Consider the following 22234-nt stretch of genomic DNA (forward strand, 5'->3'; position numbering starts at 1 on the left):
AAATTCAAATGACTAAAATTGGTATTAATGGATTTGGACGTATCGGACGTAACGTATTCCGCGCAGCTCTTAACAACTCTGAGGTAGAAGTAGTAGCAATCAACGACTTAACAGATGCTAAAACTTTAGCTCACCTTTTAAAATATGACACAGTTCACGGAACTTTAAATGCAGAAGTATCTGCTAACGAAAACAGCATCGTTGTTAACGGTAAAGAAATTAAAGTTATCGCTGAGCGTGACCCAGCTCAATTACCATGGAGCGACTACGGAGTAGAAGTAGTAGTAGAATCTACTGGCCGTTTCACTAAAAAATCAGACGCTGAAAAACACTTAGGTGGATCAGTTAAGAAAGTTATCATCTCAGCTCCAGCTTCTGACGAAGATATCACTGTAGTTATGGGTGTTAACCACGAACAATACGATGCAGCTAACCACAACGTAGTATCTAATGCTTCTTGTACTACAAACTGTCTAGCTCCATTCGCTAAAGTATTAAACGAAAAATTCGGCGTAAAACGCGGAATGATGACAACAATTCACTCTTACACTAACGACCAACAAATCTTAGACTTACCACACAAAGATTTACGTCGTGCTCGTGCAGCAGCTGAAAACATGATCCCAACATCTACTGGTGCAGCTAAAGCTGTAGCATTAGTATTACCAGAGCTTAAAGGTAAATTAAACGGTGGCGCTGTACGTGTTCCAACTGCTAACGTTTCTCTAGTTGACCTAGTTGTTGAACTTGACAAAGAAGTAACAGTTGAAGAAGTAAATGCAGCATTCAAAGCAGCAGCTGAAGGCGAATTAAAAGGTATCCTTGGATACAGCGAAGAGCCATTAGTATCTATCGACTATAACGGATGTACAGCTTCTTCTACAATCGATGCATTATCTACAATGGTAATGGAAGGTAACATGGTTAAAGTACTTTCTTGGTACGATAACGAAACTGGTTACTCTAACCGCGTAGTAGACTTAGCAGCTTACATGACTTCTAAAGGTCTTTAATTCTTAATTATATAAGCTATCAATGACAAAACGAGGGAGAGGGTTTGTTCCCTCTCTCTCTTCTTTCGTTTTAAAAGCAAATGTGTTAAGCTTTTGAGTGGGTTTTGTCAATCCTAACTAGTAGTCGGAGGGAAATCCAATGAACAAAAAATCAATTCGTGACGTAGATTTAAAAGGTAAGCGTGTATTTTGCCGCGTTGACTTCAACGTACCTATGAAAGAAGGCAAAATTACTGATGAAACTCGTATCCGTGCAGCTCTTCCTACAATTCAATATTTAGTAGAGCAAGGTGCGAAAGTTATTTTAGCAAGTCACTTAGGCCGTCCAAAAGGTCAAGTAGTAGAAGAAATGCGTTTAACTCCAGTGGCAGCACGTTTAGGCGAGCTTCTTGGTAAAGACGTTAAAAAAGCAGACGAAGCATTCGGACCAGTTGCACAAGAAATGGTTGCAGCAATGAACGAAGGCGACGTATTAGTTCTTGAAAACGTACGTTTCTATGCGGGCGAAGAAAAGAACGATGCAGAATTAGCGAAAGAATTTGCAGCTCTTGCTGATATCTTCGTAAACGATGCATTCGGTGCAGCTCACCGTGCTCACGCTTCTACAGCAGGTATCGCAGACTACCTACCAGCAGTATCTGGCTTATTAATGGAAAAAGAGTTAGAGGTACTTGGAAAAGCACTTTCTAACCCAGAACGCCCATTCACAGCTATTATTGGTGGTGCGAAAGTAAAAGATAAAATCGGTGTAATTCGTCATCTATTAGACAAAGTAGATAACTTAATCATCGGTGGCGGACTTGCTTACACATTCGTTAAAGCTTTAGGTCATGAAATTGGTCTATCTCTATGTGAAGACGACAAGATCGAACTAGCTAAAGAATTTATGCAACTTGCAAAAGAAAAAGGCGTAAACTTCTACATGCCAGTTGATGTTGTAATCACTGAGGAATTCTCTGAAACTGCAACAACTCAAATCGTTAATATCGATTCTATCCCTTCTAACTGGGAAGGCGTGGACATCGGTCCTAAAACACGTGAAATTTATGCAGATGTAATTAAAAATTCTAAGCTTGTTGTATGGAATGGACCAATGGGTGTATTCGAAATGACTCCATTCTCACAAGGTACAAAAGCAGTAGGACAAGCATTAGCAGATGCAGAAGGTACATACTCTGTTATCGGCGGTGGTGACTCTGCAGCAGCTGTTGAAAAATTCGGTATGGCTGATAAAATGAGCCACATTTCTACTGGCGGCGGTGCGTCATTAGAATTCATGGAAGGTAAAGAGCTTCCAGGTGTCGTTTGTCTTAACGACAAATAAGTAGCAGCCAAAGAAAAAGGACGGTGCAAAGCATGCGTAAACCAATTATCGCAGGTAACTGGAAAATGAATAAAACTCTATCTGAAGCAGTTAGCTTCGTAGAGGAAGTTAAAGGTCAAATCCCAGCAGCTTCAGCTGTTGATGCAGTAGTTTGCTCTCCAGCTCTATTCTTAGAGCGCCTTGTAGCAGCGACTGAAGGAACTGATTTACAAGTAGGTGCACAAAACATGCACTTCGAAAAAAATGGTGCATTCACTGGCGAAATTAGCCCAGTAGCACTTAGCGACTTAAAAGTAGGCTACGTAGTACTTGGCCACTCTGAGCGTCGTGAAATGTTTGCTGAAACAGATGAGTCAGTAAACAAAAAGACTATCGCAGCATTTGAACATGGTTTAACACCAATCGTATGTTGTGGTGAGACTTTAGAAGAGCGCGAAAGCGGAAAAACATTTGATCTAGTAGCAGGTCAAGTGACGAAAGCACTTGCAGGTTTAACAGAAGAGCAAGTTAAAGCAACTGTTATCGCTTATGAGCCAATCTGGGCTATCGGTACAGGTAAATCTTCTTCTTCTGCAGATGCAAATGAAGTATGTGCGCATATCCGTAAAGTTGTTGCAGAAGCTGTTTCTCCAGCAGCTGCAGAAGCTGTTCGTATTCAATACGGTGGTAGCGTAAAACCAGAAAACATTAAAGAGTACATGGCACAATCTGACATCGACGGCGCTTTAGTTGGCGGTGCTAGCTTAGAGCCTGCTTCGTTCTTAGGTCTTCTGGGGGCGGTAAAATGAGAAAGCCAACAGCTTTAATCATTCTTGACGGTTTCGGACTTCGTGAAGAAACTTACGGGAATGCTGTAGCACAAGCTAAGAAACCTAATTTTGATGGTTACTGGAACAAATTCCCTCACACAACGCTTACAGCTTGTGGTGAGGCAGTAGGTCTTCCAGAAGGTCAAATGGGTAACTCTGAGGTTGGTCACTTAAATATTGGTGCTGGCCGCATTGTATATCAAAGCTTAACACGCGTTAACGTTGCAATTCGTGAAGGTGAGTTCGATAAGAACGAAACGTTCCAAAGTGCAATTAAAAGCGTAAAAGAAAAAGGTACTGCACTTCATTTATTCGGTTTACTTTCTGACGGTGGTGTACACAGTCACATGAACCACATGTTTGCTCTTCTTCGCTTAGCAGCTAAAGAAGGCGTTGAGAAAGTATACATTCATGCATTCTTAGATGGCCGCGATGTTGGACCAAAAACAGCACAAAGCTATATTGATGCAACAAATGAAGTAATTAAAGAAACAGGAGTAGGACAATTCGCGACTATCTCTGGTCGTTATTACTCCATGGACCGTGACAAGCGTTGGGATCGCGTAGAAAAATGTTACCGTGCTATGGTGAATGGTGAAGGCCCTACTTATAAATCAGCAGAAGAGTGTGTAGAAGACTCTTATGCAAATGGTATCTACGATGAATTCGTATTGCCGTCTGTAATTGTTAACGATGATAACACGCCAGTTGCAACAATCAATGATGATGATGCAGTTATCTTCTATAACTTCCGTCCAGACCGTGCAATTCAAATTGCTCGTGTATTTACAAACGAAGACTTCCGTGAGTTCGATCGTGGTGAAAAAGTACCTCACATTCCTGAATTCGTTTGTATGACACATTTCAGTGAAACTGTAGATGGTTACGTGGCATTTAAGCCAATGAACCTTGATAACACATTAGGTGAAGTTGTTGCGCAAGCGGGATTAAAGCAACTTCGCATCGCGGAAACTGAAAAGTATCCGCACGTTACATTCTTCTTTAGCGGTGGTCGTGAGGCTGAATTCCCAGGAGAAGAGCGTATCTTAATTAACTCACCGAAGGTTGCAACGTATGACTTGAAACCTGAAATGAGCATTTACGAAGTAACGGACGCTTTAGTAAATGAAATTGAAAATGATAAACATGATGTTATCATTCTTAACTTTGCGAACTGTGATATGGTTGGCCATTCTGGGATGATGGAACCAACAATTAAAGCAGTAGAAGCAACTGACGAATGTTTAGGAAAAGTTGTAGAAGCGATTCTTGCAAAAGATGGTGTAGCACTTATTACTGCCGACCATGGTAATGCGGATGAAGAATTAACTTCTGACGGAGAGCCAATGACAGCTCATACAACTAACCCTGTTCCTTTCATTGTTACTAAGAACGACGTAGAATTACGTGAAGATGGTATCTTAGGTGATATCGCTCCAACAATGCTTACACTTCTTGGTGTTGAGCAACCGAAAGAAATGACAGGTAAAACAATTATTAAATAATTTGCTTATATAAAAAGGAGAGAATTTATTATGTCAACAATTATTGATGTTTATGCTCGCGAAGTCCTTGACTCTCGTGGTAACCCAACTGTAGAAGTAGAAGTTTACACAGAAAGCGGCGCATTCGGACGCGCTATCGTACCAAGTGGTGCATCTACTGGTGAACACGAAGCAGTAGAATTACGTGACGGCGACAAATCTCGTTACCTTGGTAAAGGTGTTATGAACGCAGTAAACAACGTTAACGAAGCAATCGCTCCAGAAATCGTTGGTTTCGACGTAACTGACCAAGCTGGTATCGACCGTGCTATGATCGAATTAGATGGCACTCCAAACAAAGGTAAACTAGGCGCTAACGCTATCCTTGGTGTATCTATGGCAGTAGCTCACGCAGCAGCTGACTTCGTAGGTCTTCCATTATACCGTTACCTTGGTGGATTCAATGCAAAACAATTACCAACTCCAATGATGAACATCATCAACGGTGGTTCTCACGCTGATAACAACGTAGACTTCCAAGAGTTCATGATCTTACCAGTTGGTGCTCCAACATTCAAAGAATCAATCCGTATGGGTGCTGAAGTATTCCATGCACTTAAAGCTGTATTACATGACAAAGGTCTTAACACTGCAGTAGGTGACGAAGGTGGATTCGCTCCAAACCTTGGTTCTAACCGTGAAGCATTAGAAGTAATCATCGAAGCTATCGAAAAAGCTGGTTACAAAGCTGGCGAGAACGTATTCTTAGGAATGGACGTTGCTTCTTCTGAGTTCTACAACAAAGAAACTGGTAAATATGACCTTGCAGGCGAAGGTCGTACTGGCTTAACTTCTGCAGAAATGGTTGATTTCTACGAAGAGCTTTGCAAAGACTTCCCAATCATCTCTATCGAAGATGGTTTAGACGAAAACGACTGGGATGGTCACAAATTATTAACTGAGCGTATCGGTGATAAAGTACAATTAGTTGGTGACGATTTATTCGTAACTAACACTCAAAAACTTGCTGAAGGTATCGAAAAAGGTATCTCTAACTCAATCTTAATTAAAGTTAACCAAATCGGTACTTTAACTGAGACTTTCGAAGCTATCGAAATGGCTAAACGTGCTGGTTACACAGCAGTTGTATCTCACCGTTCTGGTGAAACTGAAGATGCTACAATCGCTGACATCGCAGTTGCAACTAACGCTGGCCAAATCAAAACTGGTTCTATGAGCCGTACTGACCGTATTGCTAAGTACAACCAATTATTACGCATCGAAGACGAACTAGGCGAAATCGCTGTTTACGATGGTATTAAATCTTTCTACAACATCAAACGATAATTGTAGAAAATAATGACAGACCGTGAGAAATCACGGTCTGTTTTTTTAGGTTAAAATTGCTCACCTGTCATAATTGACATGAAATGTTTAAAGAAGCGGTTATAATCAAAATCAATTGCGATTTGATGACTCGGCCGATCAATAAATGGTTTAGATTCTCCTAAAGAGGGGAATTCTCCAATGCTTGTTCCTTGTGCATAAGATTCTGTCATGACAACGATAGGAGATTTGTGATACGTAAACATAGAGTTATCAAGTAAAGCGAGTATTGGCATTGTGTCATGAAAGGGGCTTCCCTTTAAATGTGGTAGGGCGTCTTTATAATATCCGTAGTAATAATGATCAAATAACGGTTTGACGAGTGGGGCTTTTCCTTTCGCTTCAATATACTCAGCCATTTCTGGCGTAATGATGGAATACTGGGTGACGTTTAATGGATAGATGTACATGTTAGGTGAGGATTGAAGGACTATATTCGCGGCACTAGGATCACCATAAAAGTTTGCTTCAGAAATAGGGGTAACATTACCCGGGTGTAAAAAGGCACCGCCCATTACGTAGTAAGATTTAATTTGCTTCATTAACTGTTTACATAGGATGAATAAAATTGCGAGGGAGGTAAGTCTTCCTAAACTTACAATGATTAATTCATCTTTATACTGCTCGATAAGAGGGATAACTTCGAAAAAATTCTCCATTTCTCCGTTAGTTACATTCCCCTTTGGGATAATTGGCCCGAGCCCTTGTTTCCCGTGTACATCTGTAAAAAAAGCAGGTGGGGCACCAGTAAGTGGACGCTCTGATCCACCAAATATTTTGATATTTCTATCCTTCGTTTCGTTCATAAAATAATGAGCATTTTGTACGGCCATTTCCTTTGGAACATTGCCGTAATCAGCAACAATACCGATGATTTCTATTTCATCGATGAAGAATGCTAGGAGGAGAGCCATCGTATCATCAATTCCAGGATCACAAAAAATAAGAACTTTTTTGGACATATGTTCACCACCTATCTTCTTTATCCCACTTTAATGGGCAGTAAGACCCCCACCTCAAAATTCAGCGAAAGCAAAGAATTTAGGTGGGGGGCGGGCTGCCCATTAAAGTCCGATTGGTGAGGGCTGATTAAAGAATCCCCCACTGATTAAAGTTTCACTTTATATATATGTAAGCGTAAGGATAAAAAGATTATTTTATTGAAATAACAATCATATAAATTCAGAAAATAAAAACTTTTTATATTAGGTCAAGGTTTTTGACTTAATTTACACTCGAAAATCCAGTCATATCAAGGTTGTAAGCGTGTAACATAGGCTGTTTTTGCTGTCAAGTTGATAAATTGCAGCTTTTTACAATTTATACTATGATAAAGATATTAACAGAAGATCGTATAAACATGAGGGATGATGAACATGAAATTTACAAAGATTCTTGTCCAAATTGCTGCTCTTTATGTTTTCTATATGGTTGGAACTTGGGTGCAAGAAATGTTAAATATTCCGATTCCAGGAAGTTTGATTGGGATGTTCTTCTTACTTGTTTTACTTAGCCTAAAAGTTCTTCCAGTGAAATGGTTCGATTTAGGAGCAGAAACACTCGTTGCTATTATGCCGTTTTTATTAATTCCGCCAACGCTTGGCCTAATGAATTACGGTGCTTTTTTTATGAGTAAAGGAATTTCTCTTTTCATTACAATTGTAGCGAGTACATTTTTAATTATTATTGTCGCAGGACATACAGGACAATATCTTGCGAATAGAAAGGAAAGAGAATCGAGATGAGCCAAATATTAATCGGAATCGGTTGGGTCCTTTTTACGGTGCTATTATACCAATTATCTAAAAAAATCTATAAATTATTTCCAACACCATTCACCATTCCAATGCTTGTAGCAACAGGATTAATGGCTTTCTTATTTATCATGCTTGATATACCCTATCAACATTATATGGAAAGTGGTGGCGGTTGGATTGCAAAACTGCTCGGACCCGGTGTTGTAGCATTTGCAATTCCTCTTTATAAACAACGTCACGTTCTACAAAAATATGTTGTACCAATTGCTGGTGGCGTATTAGTAGGTACAACAGTTGCCATCGCGAGTGATTTTGCTATTGCGTCACTTATGGGAACGGATAAAAGCTTAATTTTATCTTCTTTACCAAAGTCGGTGACAATGCCAGTTGCGATGAGTGTTTCAGAGCAAGTAGGTGGTGTACCGTCATTAACAGCAGCATTCGTTGTTATCGCAGGTATTACTGGAACGATTACCGGACCGCTTTTATTAAAATGGAGCCGTGTTACAAACTCTGTTGGTAAAGGTATCGGATTTGGATGTGCTTCTCATATTATGGGTGTTATGAGAGCGATGAAAAATAATGAACATGAAGGTGTTATTGGATCGGTAACAATGACATTAACAGCAATTTTGACATGTTTGCTTGGACCTTTATTTGCAATGATGTTCATGTAATAGAAGAAAAGCGAGAGCAACCCTATAGCTCTCGCTTTTCTATAGAATTTATGCTACAGTTACAATAACTGAATCTTTGTAGGAGGTACGCCAAGTGCATACGTTATTATCAGTTTTACTTATTATTGTATCGATTTTAATGATTGTTATGGTACTTATGCAATCTAGTAATAGCTCAGGCCTTTCAGGTGCAATTTCAGGCGGTGCGGAGCAATTATTTGGTAAGCAAAAGGCACGTGGAATTGAAGCGGTATTAAACCGTATTACAATTGTTTTAGCTGTATTGTTCTTCGCATTAACAATTGGTGTTACGTACTTCAATTTATAGAATTGAAAGAAGAAGCGTTAGTAAGTTGTACTAATGGTTCTTCTTTTTTGTTATTTGAAAAAAGTTTCTAATTAGATTATAGAAATATAAATATGGTACACTAGATATAGAAAGAATACGACTAGATTACAGAAGAGAAAGAGGAGAAATACATGATGAAATTAGCATCTCCGAAACCATTTACATTTGAAGGTGGAGACCGCGCTGTTTTATTACTACATGGATTCACAGGAAACTCAGCTGATGTACGTATGTTAGGGCGTTTCTTAGAAAAGAAAGGCTACACTTGTCATGCGCCAATTTATAAAGGACACGGAGTACCACCAGAAGAGCTTGTTCATACAGGTCCTGAAGATTGGTGGCAAGATGTAACGGAGGCATATCAGCTTTTAAAAGATAAAGGCTTTGAGAAAATTGCTGTCGTTGGATTGTCACTTGGCGGCGTATTTTCTTTAAAATTAGGTTATACAGTACCGGTTTTAGGTGTAGTGCCAATGTGTGCACCAATGTATATTAAGAGTGAAGAAACAATGTACCAAGGTATATTGGCATATGCCCGCGAATATAAAAAGCGTGAGCAAAAATCACCAGAGCAAATTGAGCAAGAAATGTTGGAATTCCAAAAGACACCGATGAATACATTAAAAGCATTACAACAATTAATTGCTGACGTGCGTAACAATGTGGACATGATTTATGCCCCAACATTTGTTGTACAGGCGCGTCATGATGAAATGATTAATACTGATAGTGCTAACATTATTTATAACGGTGTAGAATCAACGTTAAAAGACATTAAATGGTATGAAGACTCTACGCATGTCATTACACTTGATAAACAGCGTGACGAGCTACATGAGGATGTATATAACTTCTTGGAGCAACTAGATTGGTAAGATCTAGTTGCCTCTTTTTTTCATAAGGAATTTTTTGTGAAAACTGTAAAAATCATAAGGGGAGTATTGAAGTTTCGCTTTATACATCCCCTATCTTTCGGATACACTAAATAATATAAGGTTTTAAAGGAGGTATTTTTGCTTGGAAGAAATCACACAAGAACATATTGATAAGTTGTTATTATTTATGAGAGAAGAAGCGTATAAACCGCTAACGATACAAGAGTTAGAAGAGGCATTTGGAATTGAAGGTTCTGAAGGCTTTAAAGATTTTGTAAAGGCACTTGTAATGATGGAAGAGAAGGGACTTGTTATTCGTACGCGTAGCAATCGTTACGGTCTTCCAGAAAAGATGAATTTAGTACGTGGTAAGTTAATTGGACATGCACGTGGCTTTGCGTTCGTTGTACCAGACGAGAAGAAAACGGGAGACGATGATCTTTTCATCCCGCCTACAGAGTTAAACGGTGCACTTCATGGCGATACAGTATTAGCGCGCCTTAGTTCCCAATCGAGCGGTTCACGTCAAGAAGGTTCAATTGTACGCATTTTAGAACGCGGCACGAAAGAACTAGTTGGTACATATACAGAATCGAAAAACTTTGGATTTGTTATACCGGACAATAAGCGCTGGACGAGTGATATCTTTATCTTGAAAAGTGCATCAATGGGTGCTGTAGAAGGTCATAAAGTAGTTGTGAAAATTACGAGTTATCCAGAGAATCGTTTAAGTGCAGAAGGTGAAGTTATTCAAATTCTAGGTCATAAAAATGATCCAGGAGTAGATATTTTATCTGTTATTCATAAACATCATCTACCTTTAGCGTTCCCTGAAGAGGTGATGGAGCATGCAAACAGTGTACCAGAAACGATTTCAGAAGAAGATTTAAAAGATCGTCGTGACCTGCGTGACCAAATGATCGTAACGATTGACGGTGCAGACGCGAAAGATTTAGATGACGCTGTTACAGTAACGAAGCTTGAGAACGGTAACTATAAGCTTGGCGTTCATATCGCGGATGTAAGTCATTACGTTCAAGAAGGTTCTCCAATTGATGTAGAAGCAGCAGAGAGAGCGACGAGTATATATCTTGTTGATCGTGTAATTCCGATGATTCCGCACCGTCTATCTAACGGTATTTGTTCATTAAATCCGAAAGTAGACCGTCTGACATTGTCTTGTGAAATGGAAATCAACAACTTAGGTGACGTCGTAAAACACGAGATTTTCCAAAGTGTAATTAAAACGACAGAGCGTATGACGTATGCTGACGTAAGAAGCATTTTAGAAGATGAGGACGAAGAATTAATTAAGCGCTATGAGCCGCTTGTACCGATGTTTAAAGAGATGGGTCAATTGGCACAAATCCTACGTGAAAAACGTATGCGCCGCGGTGCAATCGACTTTGACTTTAAAGAAGCGAAAGTATTAGTAGATGAAGAAGGAAAACCGACAGACGTTGTTATGCGTGATCGTTCTGTATCAGAAAAACTAATCGAAGAATTTATGCTTGTTGCGAACGAAACAGTAGCAGAGCATTTCCACTGGATGAACGTACCATTCATGTACCGTGTCCATGAAGATCCAAAAGAAGATAAGCTAGAGCGTTTCTTCGAGTTTGTAACGAACTTCGGATATGCGGTAAAAGGACGTGCAAATGAAGTACATCCTCGTGCGCTGCAACAAATTCTTGAAATGGTGCAAGGACAGCCTGAAGAAGTAGTTATTTCAACGGTTATGCTTCGTTCCATGAAGCAAGCACGTTACGATGCGGATAGCTTAGGACATTTCGGTTTATCAACTGAGTTCTATACACATTTCACATCACCAATTCGTCGTTACCCAGATACGATTGTTCATAGATTAATTCGTGAATACATTATTAACGGTAAAGTCGACAGTGAAACACAAGCAAAATGGCGTGAAAAATTACCTGAGATTGCAGATCATTCTTCTAATATGGAACGCCGTGCTGTTGAAGCAGAACGTGAAACAGACGAAATGAAAAAAGCAGAGTATATGGTTGATAAGATCGGTGAAGAGTATGACGGTATGATTAGCTCTGTAACAAACTTCGGTTTATTCGTAGAGCTTCCAAATACAATTGAAGGTCTTGTACACGTTAGCTACTTAACGGATGATTACTACCGTTATGACGAGCAGCATTTCGCAATGATCGGAGAACGTACAGGTAACGTATTCCGCATCGGAGACGAAATTACCATTCGTGTTATTAACGTAAACAAAGACGAGCGTGCAATCGACTTTGAAATCGTTGGCATGAAAGGTACGCCTCGTCGTAAGTTCAAAGATCGTCCAGTCGTGATCGAACAGCCAAGAACAGGCAGAAAGAAACGCGGTGGACGTAGCGAACGCAGTAATGAGCGTGGCGGAGAACGTGGCACAGGAAGAAAATTTGACCGTGGTGGCAAAGGAAAAGGAAGAGGATCCGCTTCCGCGTCAGCATCAGCTAGCCAGCCAGGGAAAAAAGATGGTAACGGCAAGAAGAAAAAAGCATTCTTCGAAAACGTACCAGGATTCAAGAAGAAAAAGAAAAAGCGTAAGTAAGAAAAGAGTGGCTTCGCTTTGATGAAAAGCGGGGCTTTTTCTTTTTTCTTGGTGGCTTGAGAGCGAGCCACTTTCGCTTTTTATTAACATTTGTTACAATAGTAAAAATAGAGGAGGGACGTTATATGCCAAAAGGTTCAGGTAAGGTTATTGCACAAAATAAAAAAGCTTTTCATGATTATTTCATCGAAGAAACATACGAAGCAGGGCTTGTCCTTCAAGGAACGGAAATTAAGTCGATTCGCGCTGGACGTGTGAACTTGAAAGATGCATTTGCTCGTGTACATAATGGTGAAGTATGGGTTCATAATATGCATATTAGCACGTACGAACAAGGGAATCGTTTCAATCATGATCCACTTCGTACAAGAAAGTTACTTCTTCATAAAAAAGAAATTGAGAAGTTAACAGGTGCTTCAAAAGAAACAGGCTATGCGTTAGTTCCAGTTAGAATCTATTTGAAAAATGGATTCGCGAAAATGGCACTTGGTTTAGCAAAAGGTAAGAAACAATATGATAAGCGTCACGATTTAAAAGAGAAAGAAGCTAAACGTGAAATTGCACGCGCGTTCCGTGATCGTCAAAAGATGTAATACAGATATTTACATTTGTAAAACGGCGCGCGTATGATATAATAACTTATGTAAGATTGTTGCACATTGAAAAACAGCTCTTAGTAGCTATCACGAAATTTCTTCGTATGCTCCATTTTTATCATGGGGACGTTACGGATTCGACAGGGATAGTTCGAGCTTAGGTTGCGAGTCGAGGGGATCGGCCTCGTTAAAACGTCAAAGCCTATAATTGGCAAACAAAACAATCTTTCTTTAGCTGCTTAATTGCACTAAAGGTTCCTCCCTCCATCGTCCATGTGGTAGGGTAAGGGACTCAAACTAAGTGGACTACGCCGGAGTTCGCCGTCTGAGGACAAAGGAAGAGAACAACCAGACTAGCAACTTGGAAGCCTGTCGATAGGCCGAAGAGTTCGCGAAATGCTAATATATCGACTACACTCGTAGAAGCTTAAGTGCCGATATTTTTGGACGTGGGTTCGACTCCCACCGTCTCCACCAATACATAACTGTTTGGTGGTTTTTTATTTTGTGATTTGAACCATAACTTTGCCATTTTGGCAAGGTTATGGTTCTTTTGATTTGTGGCAAGGTTATGGTTCGAAAATATATATAAATCTGTCGCTTTTAAAAAAGTTAAATCGTTTGTAAAAAAGAACTTAAAATAATTTTTATTTTATTTGAACGATTGTGCTAAAATATTAAGACTTGAACTAATAAAATATTTTTTTAGATAGTGGTATCATCTAACTATCTACTTTTGCTGGTATATAATGTCTAACATAATTCACCTTAAAACGATTAAACTTTTTTGTGAAAATTGCATCTATTTCAAGGCCGTAGAATCCATTCTAATCAATCTTCTTTCAAAATGGGTTCCTTTTTGTATGTTACAAAATGCATATTCTATTAATAGGAGTACCGCCTCATGCCCATCAACCTAAGATTATATAAGTTTAACTTCACATGATAATTTTTCTTTTTTCTAAGGATCCAGTGTAAGTTCTTTAAAGATTTGCATACCAAATAAATCCTATAGGGTTTCAATTTTTTGAATTATGCTACATGATTGTGAGACATAGAAAAGTTGTATAAGACGCCTAAGATATCAAAGACTGTTTTCTTCTCATACCTATGGGATTTTCGTCCGTTTTTCTGTAAGAGATTGAACAGACGTAACAATATCTTTGTTAATTCTTGGGTGTTTTTTTGTAAAGATTGATAAAATGGATACAAATTTTTTAGTTTGATGATTATTACGTGGGGATATCTCGCTTCAAATAGTACGTCAGATCTTTAAGTGATGAGTAGTTCCAACCATTCAGATCTATAGAAAAACATTCATTAAAAGTGTGGAACTAAAAATTATAAGGAAAAATACGTTGAAACAAAGATTGAATACCTATTTTAATAAAAAACAAAAGATCAAAAATAAAAAATAATAAATACCGAGCATTATTACTCGGTATTTATTATTTTTTAGTCCTTTTTCGGAAGAACAATCCTCTTATACAATTGTACTGTGATAAAGTAATAAATCGAATATATAACTACGAAAATTATGATTGGTACCCAAATACGGAAGTACGGATCTAGTAAAATAAATCCGAAAATATTCATACCAACTAATACGTGAGCGATACCCACAATTGCCGGGAATAAGAATACTAAGAATAACTCTTTATAAATCGATTTCGTTAGTAACTCACGGCGCACACCGATTTTTCGTAGCATTTGATAACGCATAATATCTTTTGATGCACCAGAAAGAATTTTAAACATTAGACAGCTTGCCATCATTGCTAAGAAAGCAATTCCAAGGAAGAAGCCCATAAATACTGTTCCGCTTGCTACGCTATAGAGCATATCATACATTTGATATTTACTGTCCAAAACTGCAGGTTTTATATTTTTATATTTAACTAGCTGCAACTCGTCAAGTTTTTTCCATTCTTTTGTGTACGATACAAAATCATATGTCTTACCAAGGAATACCATTCCTTCTTTACCATTTACACTATCATATGTTTTTTGATCTACAATTTTAATTGCTTTTTGGGTATATAAGAAATATGGCTGGATTGCTCTGAATGCATCGTCCCATTCCACTGGCATCTCTTTTACATTTTCATTTTTCTCCATGTTTGATCTTGTAATTGCATCTACAGGAACTTCTCCGGAAATTTCTTTAACTTTACCGATAATTTCTTTAACTTTACCAAGAGCATCTTTGCCTACTCTATCTGAAATAAGTGGTCGATTTTTATCCAAATCCTCTTTCAAATAATAAACATACTGATCATCTACTTTATATCGGTATTCAGCTTTATTTTTAAATGATATGCCATCTAAAATTTTCTTTTGTTCAACTGTGGGATTATGAATAATCGAATCGTATATTGCTGCACCATCAACTGTTTTTATAACGTTATTTTTAAACGCCATACCACCTGAAATTGCACCCGCTCCAAGAGCGACTAACATTGCCACTGTTGCAAGCACTTTTGTTAAACTATTGATACGGAAGTTTAATTGTGCAAGCGTAAAAGTGTTAAGGCCTTTTTCACTATGTTTTTTATTACCCTTTAACTTTTTAATGATAAATGGAAGAAGTGAGCCAAATAGCATGTAAGTACCAGCTGTGGTTGTAATTAATGCTATTATAATTCCCATTTCTTTTAATTTTCCCATATAAATCATTGATGCATAGCCAATTCCTAATAAAATAACGGCAAGGAATGCAACTAAACCTTTCATTTTTCCTTTTACCACAACACGTTCTCTTTGTGTTTCTGCATGTACAAGTTGTAATACAGAAATACGTGATAATTTAATACTGTTCATAATTGCTGATAATACAAATAGTGCAAAGAAGAAGAGACAAGTAACAGTCAGAGATGGCATATAAAACGATGTATACCCTTCACCAGCAAACTCAAGCTGTTTCATTAATAACTGTCCGATACCAGCTGCAAACCCTACACCAACTACAATTCCGATTGCAAGAGATGCAGCACCTACTACGATTGTTTCAATAAACATAAGTAACGTAATTTTATGTTTTTTCGCTCCTAACATCATATACATACCGAATTCTTTTTGACGAAGAGATAATAAGAAAGAGTTCGCATATAAAATGTAGAAGAACGTTGTAATTGCTAATAGAAATGATCCTGCTTGGAATACGAATCCAATAGAATTAATGGCTGAATTAGATTCTAGAAACGCCGTATTCAGCGCTAACGTTTGAAACATATAAAAAATTGAAATCGACATGACAAGACCGACAAGTAAGACAATGTAATCTTTTAGCTTACTCTTTAGCCCTGACATGGAAAGTTTAAATAACATACTGGAACCTCCTTTCTTACGCTTTTTGTGTGCCTAAGTCTGCAAGCACATCTAAAATTTCTTTATAAAACTCTTCACGTGTACCACCACGATGAATTTCTTTATATAGCTCACCATCTTGAATGAATAAAATACGCTGACAATAACTTGCACTATATGGATCATGTGTAACCATCATAATAGATACGTCTTGTTCCTTATTTAAATTTGTCATTGCATCAAGTAAACTAGTTGCGTTTTTAGAATCAAGAGCTCCTGTTGGCTCATCCCCTAAAATAATTGCCGGCTCATGCACGAGCGCGCGCGCGGCGGCTGAACGCTGTTTTTGGCCACCAGATACTTCCGATGGATACTTTTGAAGAATTTCCGAAATCCCTAACATATCCGCTACCTTTTCTACTTTCGGGCCGATATTACGTGATGGAACACCTTGAAGGGAAAGTGGAAGTGCAATATTTTCATAAATAGATAAGTTCTCTAATAAATTAAAATCTTGGAAGATGAATCCTAACTTTTGCGAGCGGAAATCAGAAAGCTCACCTTGCTTCATTTTCGTAATGTCTGTCCCCGCAATTTCAACAACGCCGTCCGTTGCTTTATCAAGCGTTGAAATTACATTTAATAATGTCGTTTTACCAGAACCAGATGGTCCCATAATCCCGACAAACTCCCCCTCTTGAATTGAGAATGAAACACCTTTTAACGCGTGTGATTGGTTTTCACCTTTTTTACCGTACACTTTTTGAACGTTTTTCACGTCTACAACTGGTTTCGTCATATATATCCTCCTACACTTGTTTTTCCATTACCTATTCTGCGCCTTTTAGAGGAGAACTGCTATTGGTAAACCCTACATTTCCCTTATATTGTTGTAAGAAAGGAACTCTTTCTATCTTAAATTAATTTTCCTTGTTCATACTCACTGTAAACCTTTTTTAAAATCGTACTCCAAAAAATTCAAGGTTTTTGCACCGGAACAAATTATTTAGTAGGGTGTTTTTGGACATTCCCTCTCTATCTAACGCATATGTGTAGGATAGAGAAAATTAATTAAATAAAAAGTAGGGTAAATATAAAATTTTTATTAAATTTTATATTTACCCTACTTTTTGCAATTCCATTTTAAATCTTGCTCTTACCTCATTGCTTTTAGCAAACCTTATCCACTTACGCTATTCAAAAATACCCTTGACTTTTTTTCTTAATATATATTTCAAAAAAAAATCTCCTTTTCTAGACATAATATATTATTAATACATATTTTACAGCGATACTACCGAATAACTAAACATATTCATTCCACAAGTTTCTGAAAATCTTAGCTTGATGGTCATGGAGTACCGCCTACATTTTTACGGAGATATCCGCTAAGCAAATGTCGACATAAATGAGCCGAATTTCCTACTTTAAGGAATATTCAGCTCTTATGTTTTAATTAGGTTGTAATTTATTTTATGAATATTACCTTATGAAAAGTATTTCTCTTTTTTTCGCTTTGCATAAGCTTCTTATATATAAACTTGATGTTCCAACATTTTCCGGATGACACTTAACCATTTAAAAAGGTATATCTTTACAAGGTGTTGGTATTTTTCAAAGAACTTATTATAACCTTCTAATCATTTAAAGAAAGATAGTTTTAAGTACATTTATTTTACATAATCGAGAAGATAACATGAATGAAATTTTGTAAAGGGCATTCTTGAATAGCATAAGCGAACCTGTTCCGCTAAAAGTAATGAACTAAGAACAAGATTTAAAATAAGATTGCAAAAAGAAGAGAATTTAAAAATTTAATAAAAATTTTATATTTACCCTACTTTTTATTTAATTAATTTTCTCTATCCTATACACGTGTGTTGGAGTAAGGTGGGGGATAGAAATAAAAAAGTGGTGATGAAAGGGAAATATAAAATGAAGAAAATCAAAATGTTAATTTTTCCAATTATTTTCAGTGTTTTACTAATTGGATGTAGTAATAAAGAATTAAATGGGAATTGGAGATTAGTGGATAATGTTAATGATTGCCCAATTTCTTACCAGTTTAGCAAGAAAATAGAAGTTAATCCAGAAACAAAAAAAAAGAAAACTATATTGTTAATAAAGATGTATACTCAAAAAATATCAGATGAATATAAAAATTTAGGGACATATAATTGGTTGGATAATAAGTGGATAAACATTGATTATGGAAACGACTTTACTCAAAAACAAAAAATGGTACAAGATAAAGACAAATTAACAGCTTATTTTCCAGGAGTAGAGAAAGTATGTACTTATAAAAGATAAGATTAAGATGATCTGGAAATTATAGAAGAAACTCTAATTTGATATAGAAGTTTTGGAGGTATGGCTAAAAAGTTATCATGGATATACAATATCTAGAAAAATGAATTTAACATTGTAAGGGATATAATTTTCATAGATGTTTAATATGTGTATGATGGAATACCGGCTGGTGTTGCTTGTTATTTGTTTAAAGATACATTATCTCAAACCTGATTAGCTGAAATACGTTCTATTTATAATGGATTAACATTTCAATGGAAGCAAAAATATTAAGGTTAGTAAGGTATTTGAAAAGATTTATTATTAGAGACAATTTTTGTTTCCCTTTTGAAAATGATAAGGTTTCAATGTAGAATGTGAAATTGTATAGCCTGGTGCAACGTACATTGCCATTCGAAAAATACTAAAAGAATTTGTCTCCTTAAGGGAACAATAGGGATTAGAAATAACTCCAAAAGGAATGAATTATACATTAGTACTTTTAAAGAGTACATAAATAGAGAATTTAAGTTTTAAATTCGGATATAAGAAATTAAAGAGATAGGAGGAATAAAATGAAGCCAATTACAATTTTAATAGCGGATGATGACATGGAGATTGCTGAATTAATTGAAATACATTTGAAAAAAGAAGGATACCAGGTTGTGAAAGCAACTGATGGAGAAGAGGCAATTCAAGTTATTCAATCACAGGTAATTGATTTAGTCGTGTTAGATATCATGATGCCAAAAATGGATGGTTATGAAGTGACGCGTCAAATTCGTGCCAAACATCATATGCCAATTATTTTCTTAAGTGCGAAAACATCTGATTTTGATAAAGTGACAGGTCTTGTAATAGGTGCAGATGATTATATAACGAAACCTTTTACACCAATTGAATTAGTTGCACGTGTGAAAGCTCAACTTCGCCGATTTCTTACGTTAAATCAACCGAAAGTAGAAGAGAAGAATCAATCCGTTTTAGAGATAGGCGGCATTATTATTGACGTTGAGAACCGAACGGTACATGTATATGGCGAGAAAATTGAATTAACCCCAAAAGAATTTGATATTTTATATTTATTAGCGAGGCACCCTAAGAAAGTATTTAGTGTTGAAAATATATTTCAACACGTATGGGAAGATGGTTATTATGATGGCGGAAGTACAGTTACGGTGCATATTCGTACATTACGAAAAAAACTTGGAGAAGATAAAAGAAAGGATAAGTTAATAAAAACGATATGGGGAGTAGGTTACACATTCAATGGCTAAAATAGTGAAAAGTTTTCGATTTAAAATGATTAAAATGTTTGCGCTAAGTATGATATTAGCAGCTGGCGCTACATATATGATTTATCGAATATTGGGTTTCTGTTTAAGAATGATGATTAGTCATGAAGATTATGGAAGAATATTATATTTGTATAGAGAATATTTTTATTTGATTTCCTTCATTTTCTTATGCTTATTATCTACTTTATTATTTTTCTTTTTAACAAAACCATATTTAAAGTATTTTGATGAAATTTCTAAAGGAATTCATCATCTCTCTAAAGGAGATTTTACAAATAAAGTTCATATTTCATCGAATGATGAATTTGGCGATATTGCATGCGAAATTAATATTGCTAGTGAAAAATTAAAAGAGGCGGTTGAAAGAGGAGACTTTGCTGAAAGTAGTAAAGATCAGCTTGTTGTTAACTTAGCTCATGATTTAAGAACACCATTAACATCTGTGCTAGGTTACTTAGATTTAATTCTCAAAGAGGCGAACTTAACGAAGGAGCAGATTAAACATTATTCTACAATTGCATTTGCAAAATCACAGCGACTTGAAAGTTTAATTGACGAGTTGTTTGAAATCACACGATTGAATTATGGCGTACAAAAATTAGATAAAAAATCCATTAATATAAGTGAATTGCTCATACAGCTAGATGAGGAACTATATCCATTATTGGAGAAGAATCAACTAGAAGCTAGATTACAAATTGAGCCTCATTTAACTATCAACGGTGATGGGAATTTGTTAGCCCGGGTATTTGAAAATCTTGTAACAAATGCAGTTCGATATGGATATAATGGACAATTTGTTGATATGAATGGGTATATTGAAGATGGAGACGTTGTTGTACAGATTGTTAATTATGGGGATTGCATTCCAGAAGAAGATTTACCCTATCTTTTTGATATGTTTTATACAGGTGATAAGGCAAGAACAGAGCAGAAAAACAGTACGGGTCTTGGATTATTTATTGCAAAAAATATTGTCGAACAACATAATGGAAAGATTTCTGCACAAAGTGATGAAACCAGAACAACATTTGAAGTGAGATTGCCAAAGGAAGAGAATGAGAAAATTTAATAAATATTTAATTTTTATCCTACTTTTTATTTAATTAATTTCTTTTATCCTAGACGTATGTTAAGGCGAAGAAGAATTAGAAATGAAAAGTAGGTTTTTTTATTTTTTTTCAGTATTTACTGGAATCTATATAACCCTACTATTTTAAAAAGGGTTTTACTTCCCGAAAAACTTAGTGCGTATATTGAGAGTCTAGATACAGTAACTGTAGATTTCTGGTTCGTCGAAACGCCTTTTAGAAATAAAGAGAAATTTTAATAAAAATGTATGGGGAGGCTATATTTTCAGTGGGTAACATAATAAAAAGTTTTCGATTTAAAATAATTGTTTTGTTTGCGCTAAGCATAGTACTAGCAGCTGTTGTCACATGTATGATGTATATAGGGGTGTTTTATTTTAAAACAATGATACTTCATGAAAATTTTTTAGACCAATTTAGGAAAACTGGATGGGCATTTGGAGAATTTACGATATTTTATTTTTTAATTTCTTATATTTTATTATGTGTTTTGTTTTTTTTCTTTTTAACAAAACCATACTTAAAGCATTTTGATGAAATTTCTAAAGGAATTCATCATCTCTCTAAAGGAGATTTTACAAATAAAGTTCATATTTCATCAAATGATGAATTTGGCGATATTGCATGCGAAATTAATATCGCGAGTGAAAAATTAAAAGAGGCGGTTGAAAGGGGAGACTTTGCTGAAAGTAGTAAAAATCAGCTTGTTGTTAACCTAGCTCATGATTTAAGAACGCCATTGACATCTGTGATTGGTTATTTACATTTAGTTATCGAAGGGGAGAATTTAACGAAAGAGCAGATTAAACATTATTCTACAATTGCATTTGCAGAATCAAAGCGACTGGAGATGTTAATTGAGGAGTTATTTGAAATTACACAAATGAATTATAGCATACAAAAATTAGATAAAAAATCAATTAATATAAGTGAATTGCTCATACAGCTAGATGAGGAATTATATCCATTGTTGATGAAGAATCAACTAGAAAATAGATTACAAATTGAGCCTCATTTAACTATCAACGGTGATGGGAATTTATTATCCCGGGTATTTGAAAATCTTGTAACTAATGCGGTTCGATATGGATATAATGGACAATTTGTTGATATGAATGGATATATTGAAGATGGAGACGTTGTTGTACAGATTGTTAATTATGGGGATAGCATTCCAGAAGAAAATTTACCTTATCTTTTTGATATGTTTTATACAGGGGATAAAGCCAGAACAGGACAGAAAAACAGTACGGGTCTTGGATTATTTATTGCAAAAAATATTGTCGAACAACATAACGGGAAGATTTCTGCACAAAGTGATGAAACCAGAACAACATTTGAAGTGAGATTGCCCAACGAAGAGAATAAAAAAGATTTAATAAATATTTAATTTTTACCCCACTTTTTATTT

Annotated in this window: 18 protein-coding genes, 1 other RNA gene and 1 pseudogene; 16 read left to right on the forward strand and 4 right to left on the reverse strand. The window is 36.3% G+C overall.

Annotation, left to right across the window (positions count from 1 at the left end):
• Positions 1-8: 8 nt before the first annotated feature.
• The 5 genes from gap (at position 9) to eno (ending at position 5977) form a co-directional block, all read left to right on the forward strand.
• Positions 9-1013 (forward strand): type I glyceraldehyde-3-phosphate dehydrogenase, encoded by a 1005-nt coding sequence (gene gap / locus ACZ76X_RS19175; RefSeq protein WP_000161236.1) that lies wholly within the window; start codon positions 9-11, stop codon positions 1011-1013.
• 139 nt (positions 1014-1152) lie between these two features.
• Positions 1153-2337 carry a phosphoglycerate kinase gene (locus tag ACZ76X_RS19180; protein WP_078417346.1) on the forward strand — a complete coding sequence of 395 codons (1185 nt, stop codon included), beginning with the start codon at positions 1153-1155 and terminating at the stop codon, positions 2335-2337.
• Positions 2338-2369: 32 nt separating this feature from the next.
• Positions 2370-3125 (forward strand): triose-phosphate isomerase, encoded by a 756-nt coding sequence (gene tpiA, locus ACZ76X_RS19185; protein ID WP_001231037.1) that lies wholly within the window; start codon positions 2370-2372, stop codon positions 3123-3125.
• Positions 3122-4651 (forward strand): 2,3-bisphosphoglycerate-independent phosphoglycerate mutase, encoded by a 1530-nt coding sequence (gene gpmI / locus ACZ76X_RS19190; protein ID WP_098669522.1) that lies wholly within the window; start codon positions 3122-3124, stop codon positions 4649-4651. Before tpiA ends, gpmI begins: the two co-directional genes overlap by 4 nt.
• Positions 4652-4681: 30 nt before the next feature.
• On the forward strand, positions 4682-5977 hold the full coding sequence (gene eno, locus ACZ76X_RS19195) for a phosphopyruvate hydratase (protein WP_000103949.1): 1296 nt from the start codon (positions 4682-4684) through the stop codon (positions 5975-5977).
• A 50-nt stretch (positions 5978-6027) separates the two neighbouring features.
• Here the strand turns inward: eno and ACZ76X_RS19200 are convergent, their stop codons facing one another.
• On the reverse strand, positions 6028-6978 hold the full coding sequence (locus ACZ76X_RS19200) for a nucleoside hydrolase (RefSeq protein ID WP_479851386.1): 951 nt from the start codon (positions 6976-6978) through the stop codon (positions 6028-6030).
• Positions 6979-7392: 414 nt separating this feature from the next.
• Between ACZ76X_RS19200 and ACZ76X_RS19205 the strand changes: the two genes are divergently transcribed.
• The 7 genes from ACZ76X_RS19205 (at position 7393) to ssrA (ending at position 13316) form a co-directional block, all read left to right on the forward strand.
• Entirely contained in the window at positions 7393-7761 is a 369-nt protein-coding gene (locus ACZ76X_RS19205; RefSeq protein ID WP_479851387.1) for a CidA/LrgA family holin-like protein, read from the forward strand.
• Positions 7758-8450, forward strand: a complete 693-nt coding sequence (locus ACZ76X_RS19210) for an LrgB family protein (protein ID WP_000078299.1) — start codon at positions 7758-7760, stop codon at positions 8448-8450. The genes ACZ76X_RS19205 and ACZ76X_RS19210 overlap by 4 nt, the downstream gene beginning before the upstream one ends.
• 94 nt (positions 8451-8544) lie before the next feature.
• Positions 8545-8778 (forward strand): preprotein translocase subunit SecG, encoded by a 234-nt coding sequence (gene secG, locus ACZ76X_RS19215; RefSeq protein WP_479851388.1) that lies wholly within the window; start codon positions 8545-8547, stop codon positions 8776-8778.
• A 155-nt stretch (positions 8779-8933) separates the two neighbouring features.
• Positions 8934-9674 carry a carboxylesterase gene (gene estA / locus ACZ76X_RS19220; RefSeq protein ID WP_000761976.1) on the forward strand — a complete coding sequence of 247 codons (741 nt, stop codon included), beginning with the start codon at positions 8934-8936 and terminating at the stop codon, positions 9672-9674.
• A gap of 142 nt (positions 9675-9816) precedes the next feature.
• Entirely contained in the window at positions 9817-12243 is a 2427-nt protein-coding gene (gene rnr / locus ACZ76X_RS19225) for a ribonuclease R (RefSeq protein ID WP_479851389.1), read from the forward strand.
• A 125-nt stretch (positions 12244-12368) separates the two neighbouring features.
• Positions 12369-12836 carry an SsrA-binding protein gene (gene smpB, locus ACZ76X_RS19230; RefSeq protein ID WP_001123907.1) on the forward strand — a complete coding sequence of 156 codons (468 nt, stop codon included), beginning with the start codon at positions 12369-12371 and terminating at the stop codon, positions 12834-12836.
• Between the two features lie 125 nt (positions 12837-12961).
• Positions 12962-13316, forward strand: a transfer-messenger RNA (tmRNA) gene (gene ssrA, locus ACZ76X_RS19235).
• Positions 13317-13871: 555 nt separating this feature from the next.
• On the opposite strand, the pseudogene ACZ76X_RS19240 reads toward ssrA, so the two are convergent.
• The 3 genes and pseudogenes from ACZ76X_RS19240 to ACZ76X_RS19250 form a co-directional block, all read right to left on the reverse strand.
• Positions 13872-14039, reverse strand: a pseudogene (locus ACZ76X_RS19240) (IS4 family transposase); the annotation flags it as partial.
• Between the two features lie 255 nt (positions 14040-14294).
• A complete protein-coding gene (locus tag ACZ76X_RS19245; protein WP_479851390.1) occupies positions 14295-16166 on the reverse strand; it encodes an FtsX-like permease family protein in 1872 nt (623 codons plus the stop codon).
• Between the two features lie 16 nt (positions 16167-16182).
• On the reverse strand, positions 16183-16944 hold the full coding sequence (locus ACZ76X_RS19250) for an ABC transporter ATP-binding protein (protein WP_098307339.1): 762 nt from the start codon (positions 16942-16944) through the stop codon (positions 16183-16185).
• A 1136-nt stretch (positions 16945-18080) separates the two neighbouring features.
• On the opposite strand from ACZ76X_RS19250, the gene ACZ76X_RS19255 reads away from it, so the two are divergent.
• From ACZ76X_RS19255 to ACZ76X_RS19270, 4 genes are all read left to right on the forward strand, one after another.
• Entirely contained in the window at positions 18081-18455 is a 375-nt protein-coding gene (locus ACZ76X_RS19255; RefSeq protein ID WP_479851391.1) for a hypothetical protein, read from the forward strand.
• 554 nt (positions 18456-19009) lie between these two features.
• Positions 19010-19711 carry a response regulator transcription factor gene (locus ACZ76X_RS19260; protein ID WP_479851392.1) on the forward strand — a complete coding sequence of 234 codons (702 nt, stop codon included), beginning with the start codon at positions 19010-19012 and terminating at the stop codon, positions 19709-19711.
• Positions 19704-20804: a sensor histidine kinase gene (locus tag ACZ76X_RS19265; protein WP_479851393.1), complete on the forward strand. Its 1101-nt coding sequence runs from the start codon at positions 19704-19706 to the stop codon at positions 20802-20804. Before ACZ76X_RS19260 ends, ACZ76X_RS19265 begins: the two co-directional genes overlap by 8 nt.
• A 287-nt stretch (positions 20805-21091) precedes the next feature.
• On the forward strand, positions 21092-22213 hold the full coding sequence (locus ACZ76X_RS19270) for a sensor histidine kinase (RefSeq protein ID WP_479851394.1): 1122 nt from the start codon (positions 21092-21094) through the stop codon (positions 22211-22213).
• Positions 22214-22234: the final 21 nt, after the last annotated feature.

This window comes from Bacillus sp. BC05(2025) (assembly GCF_056725905.1).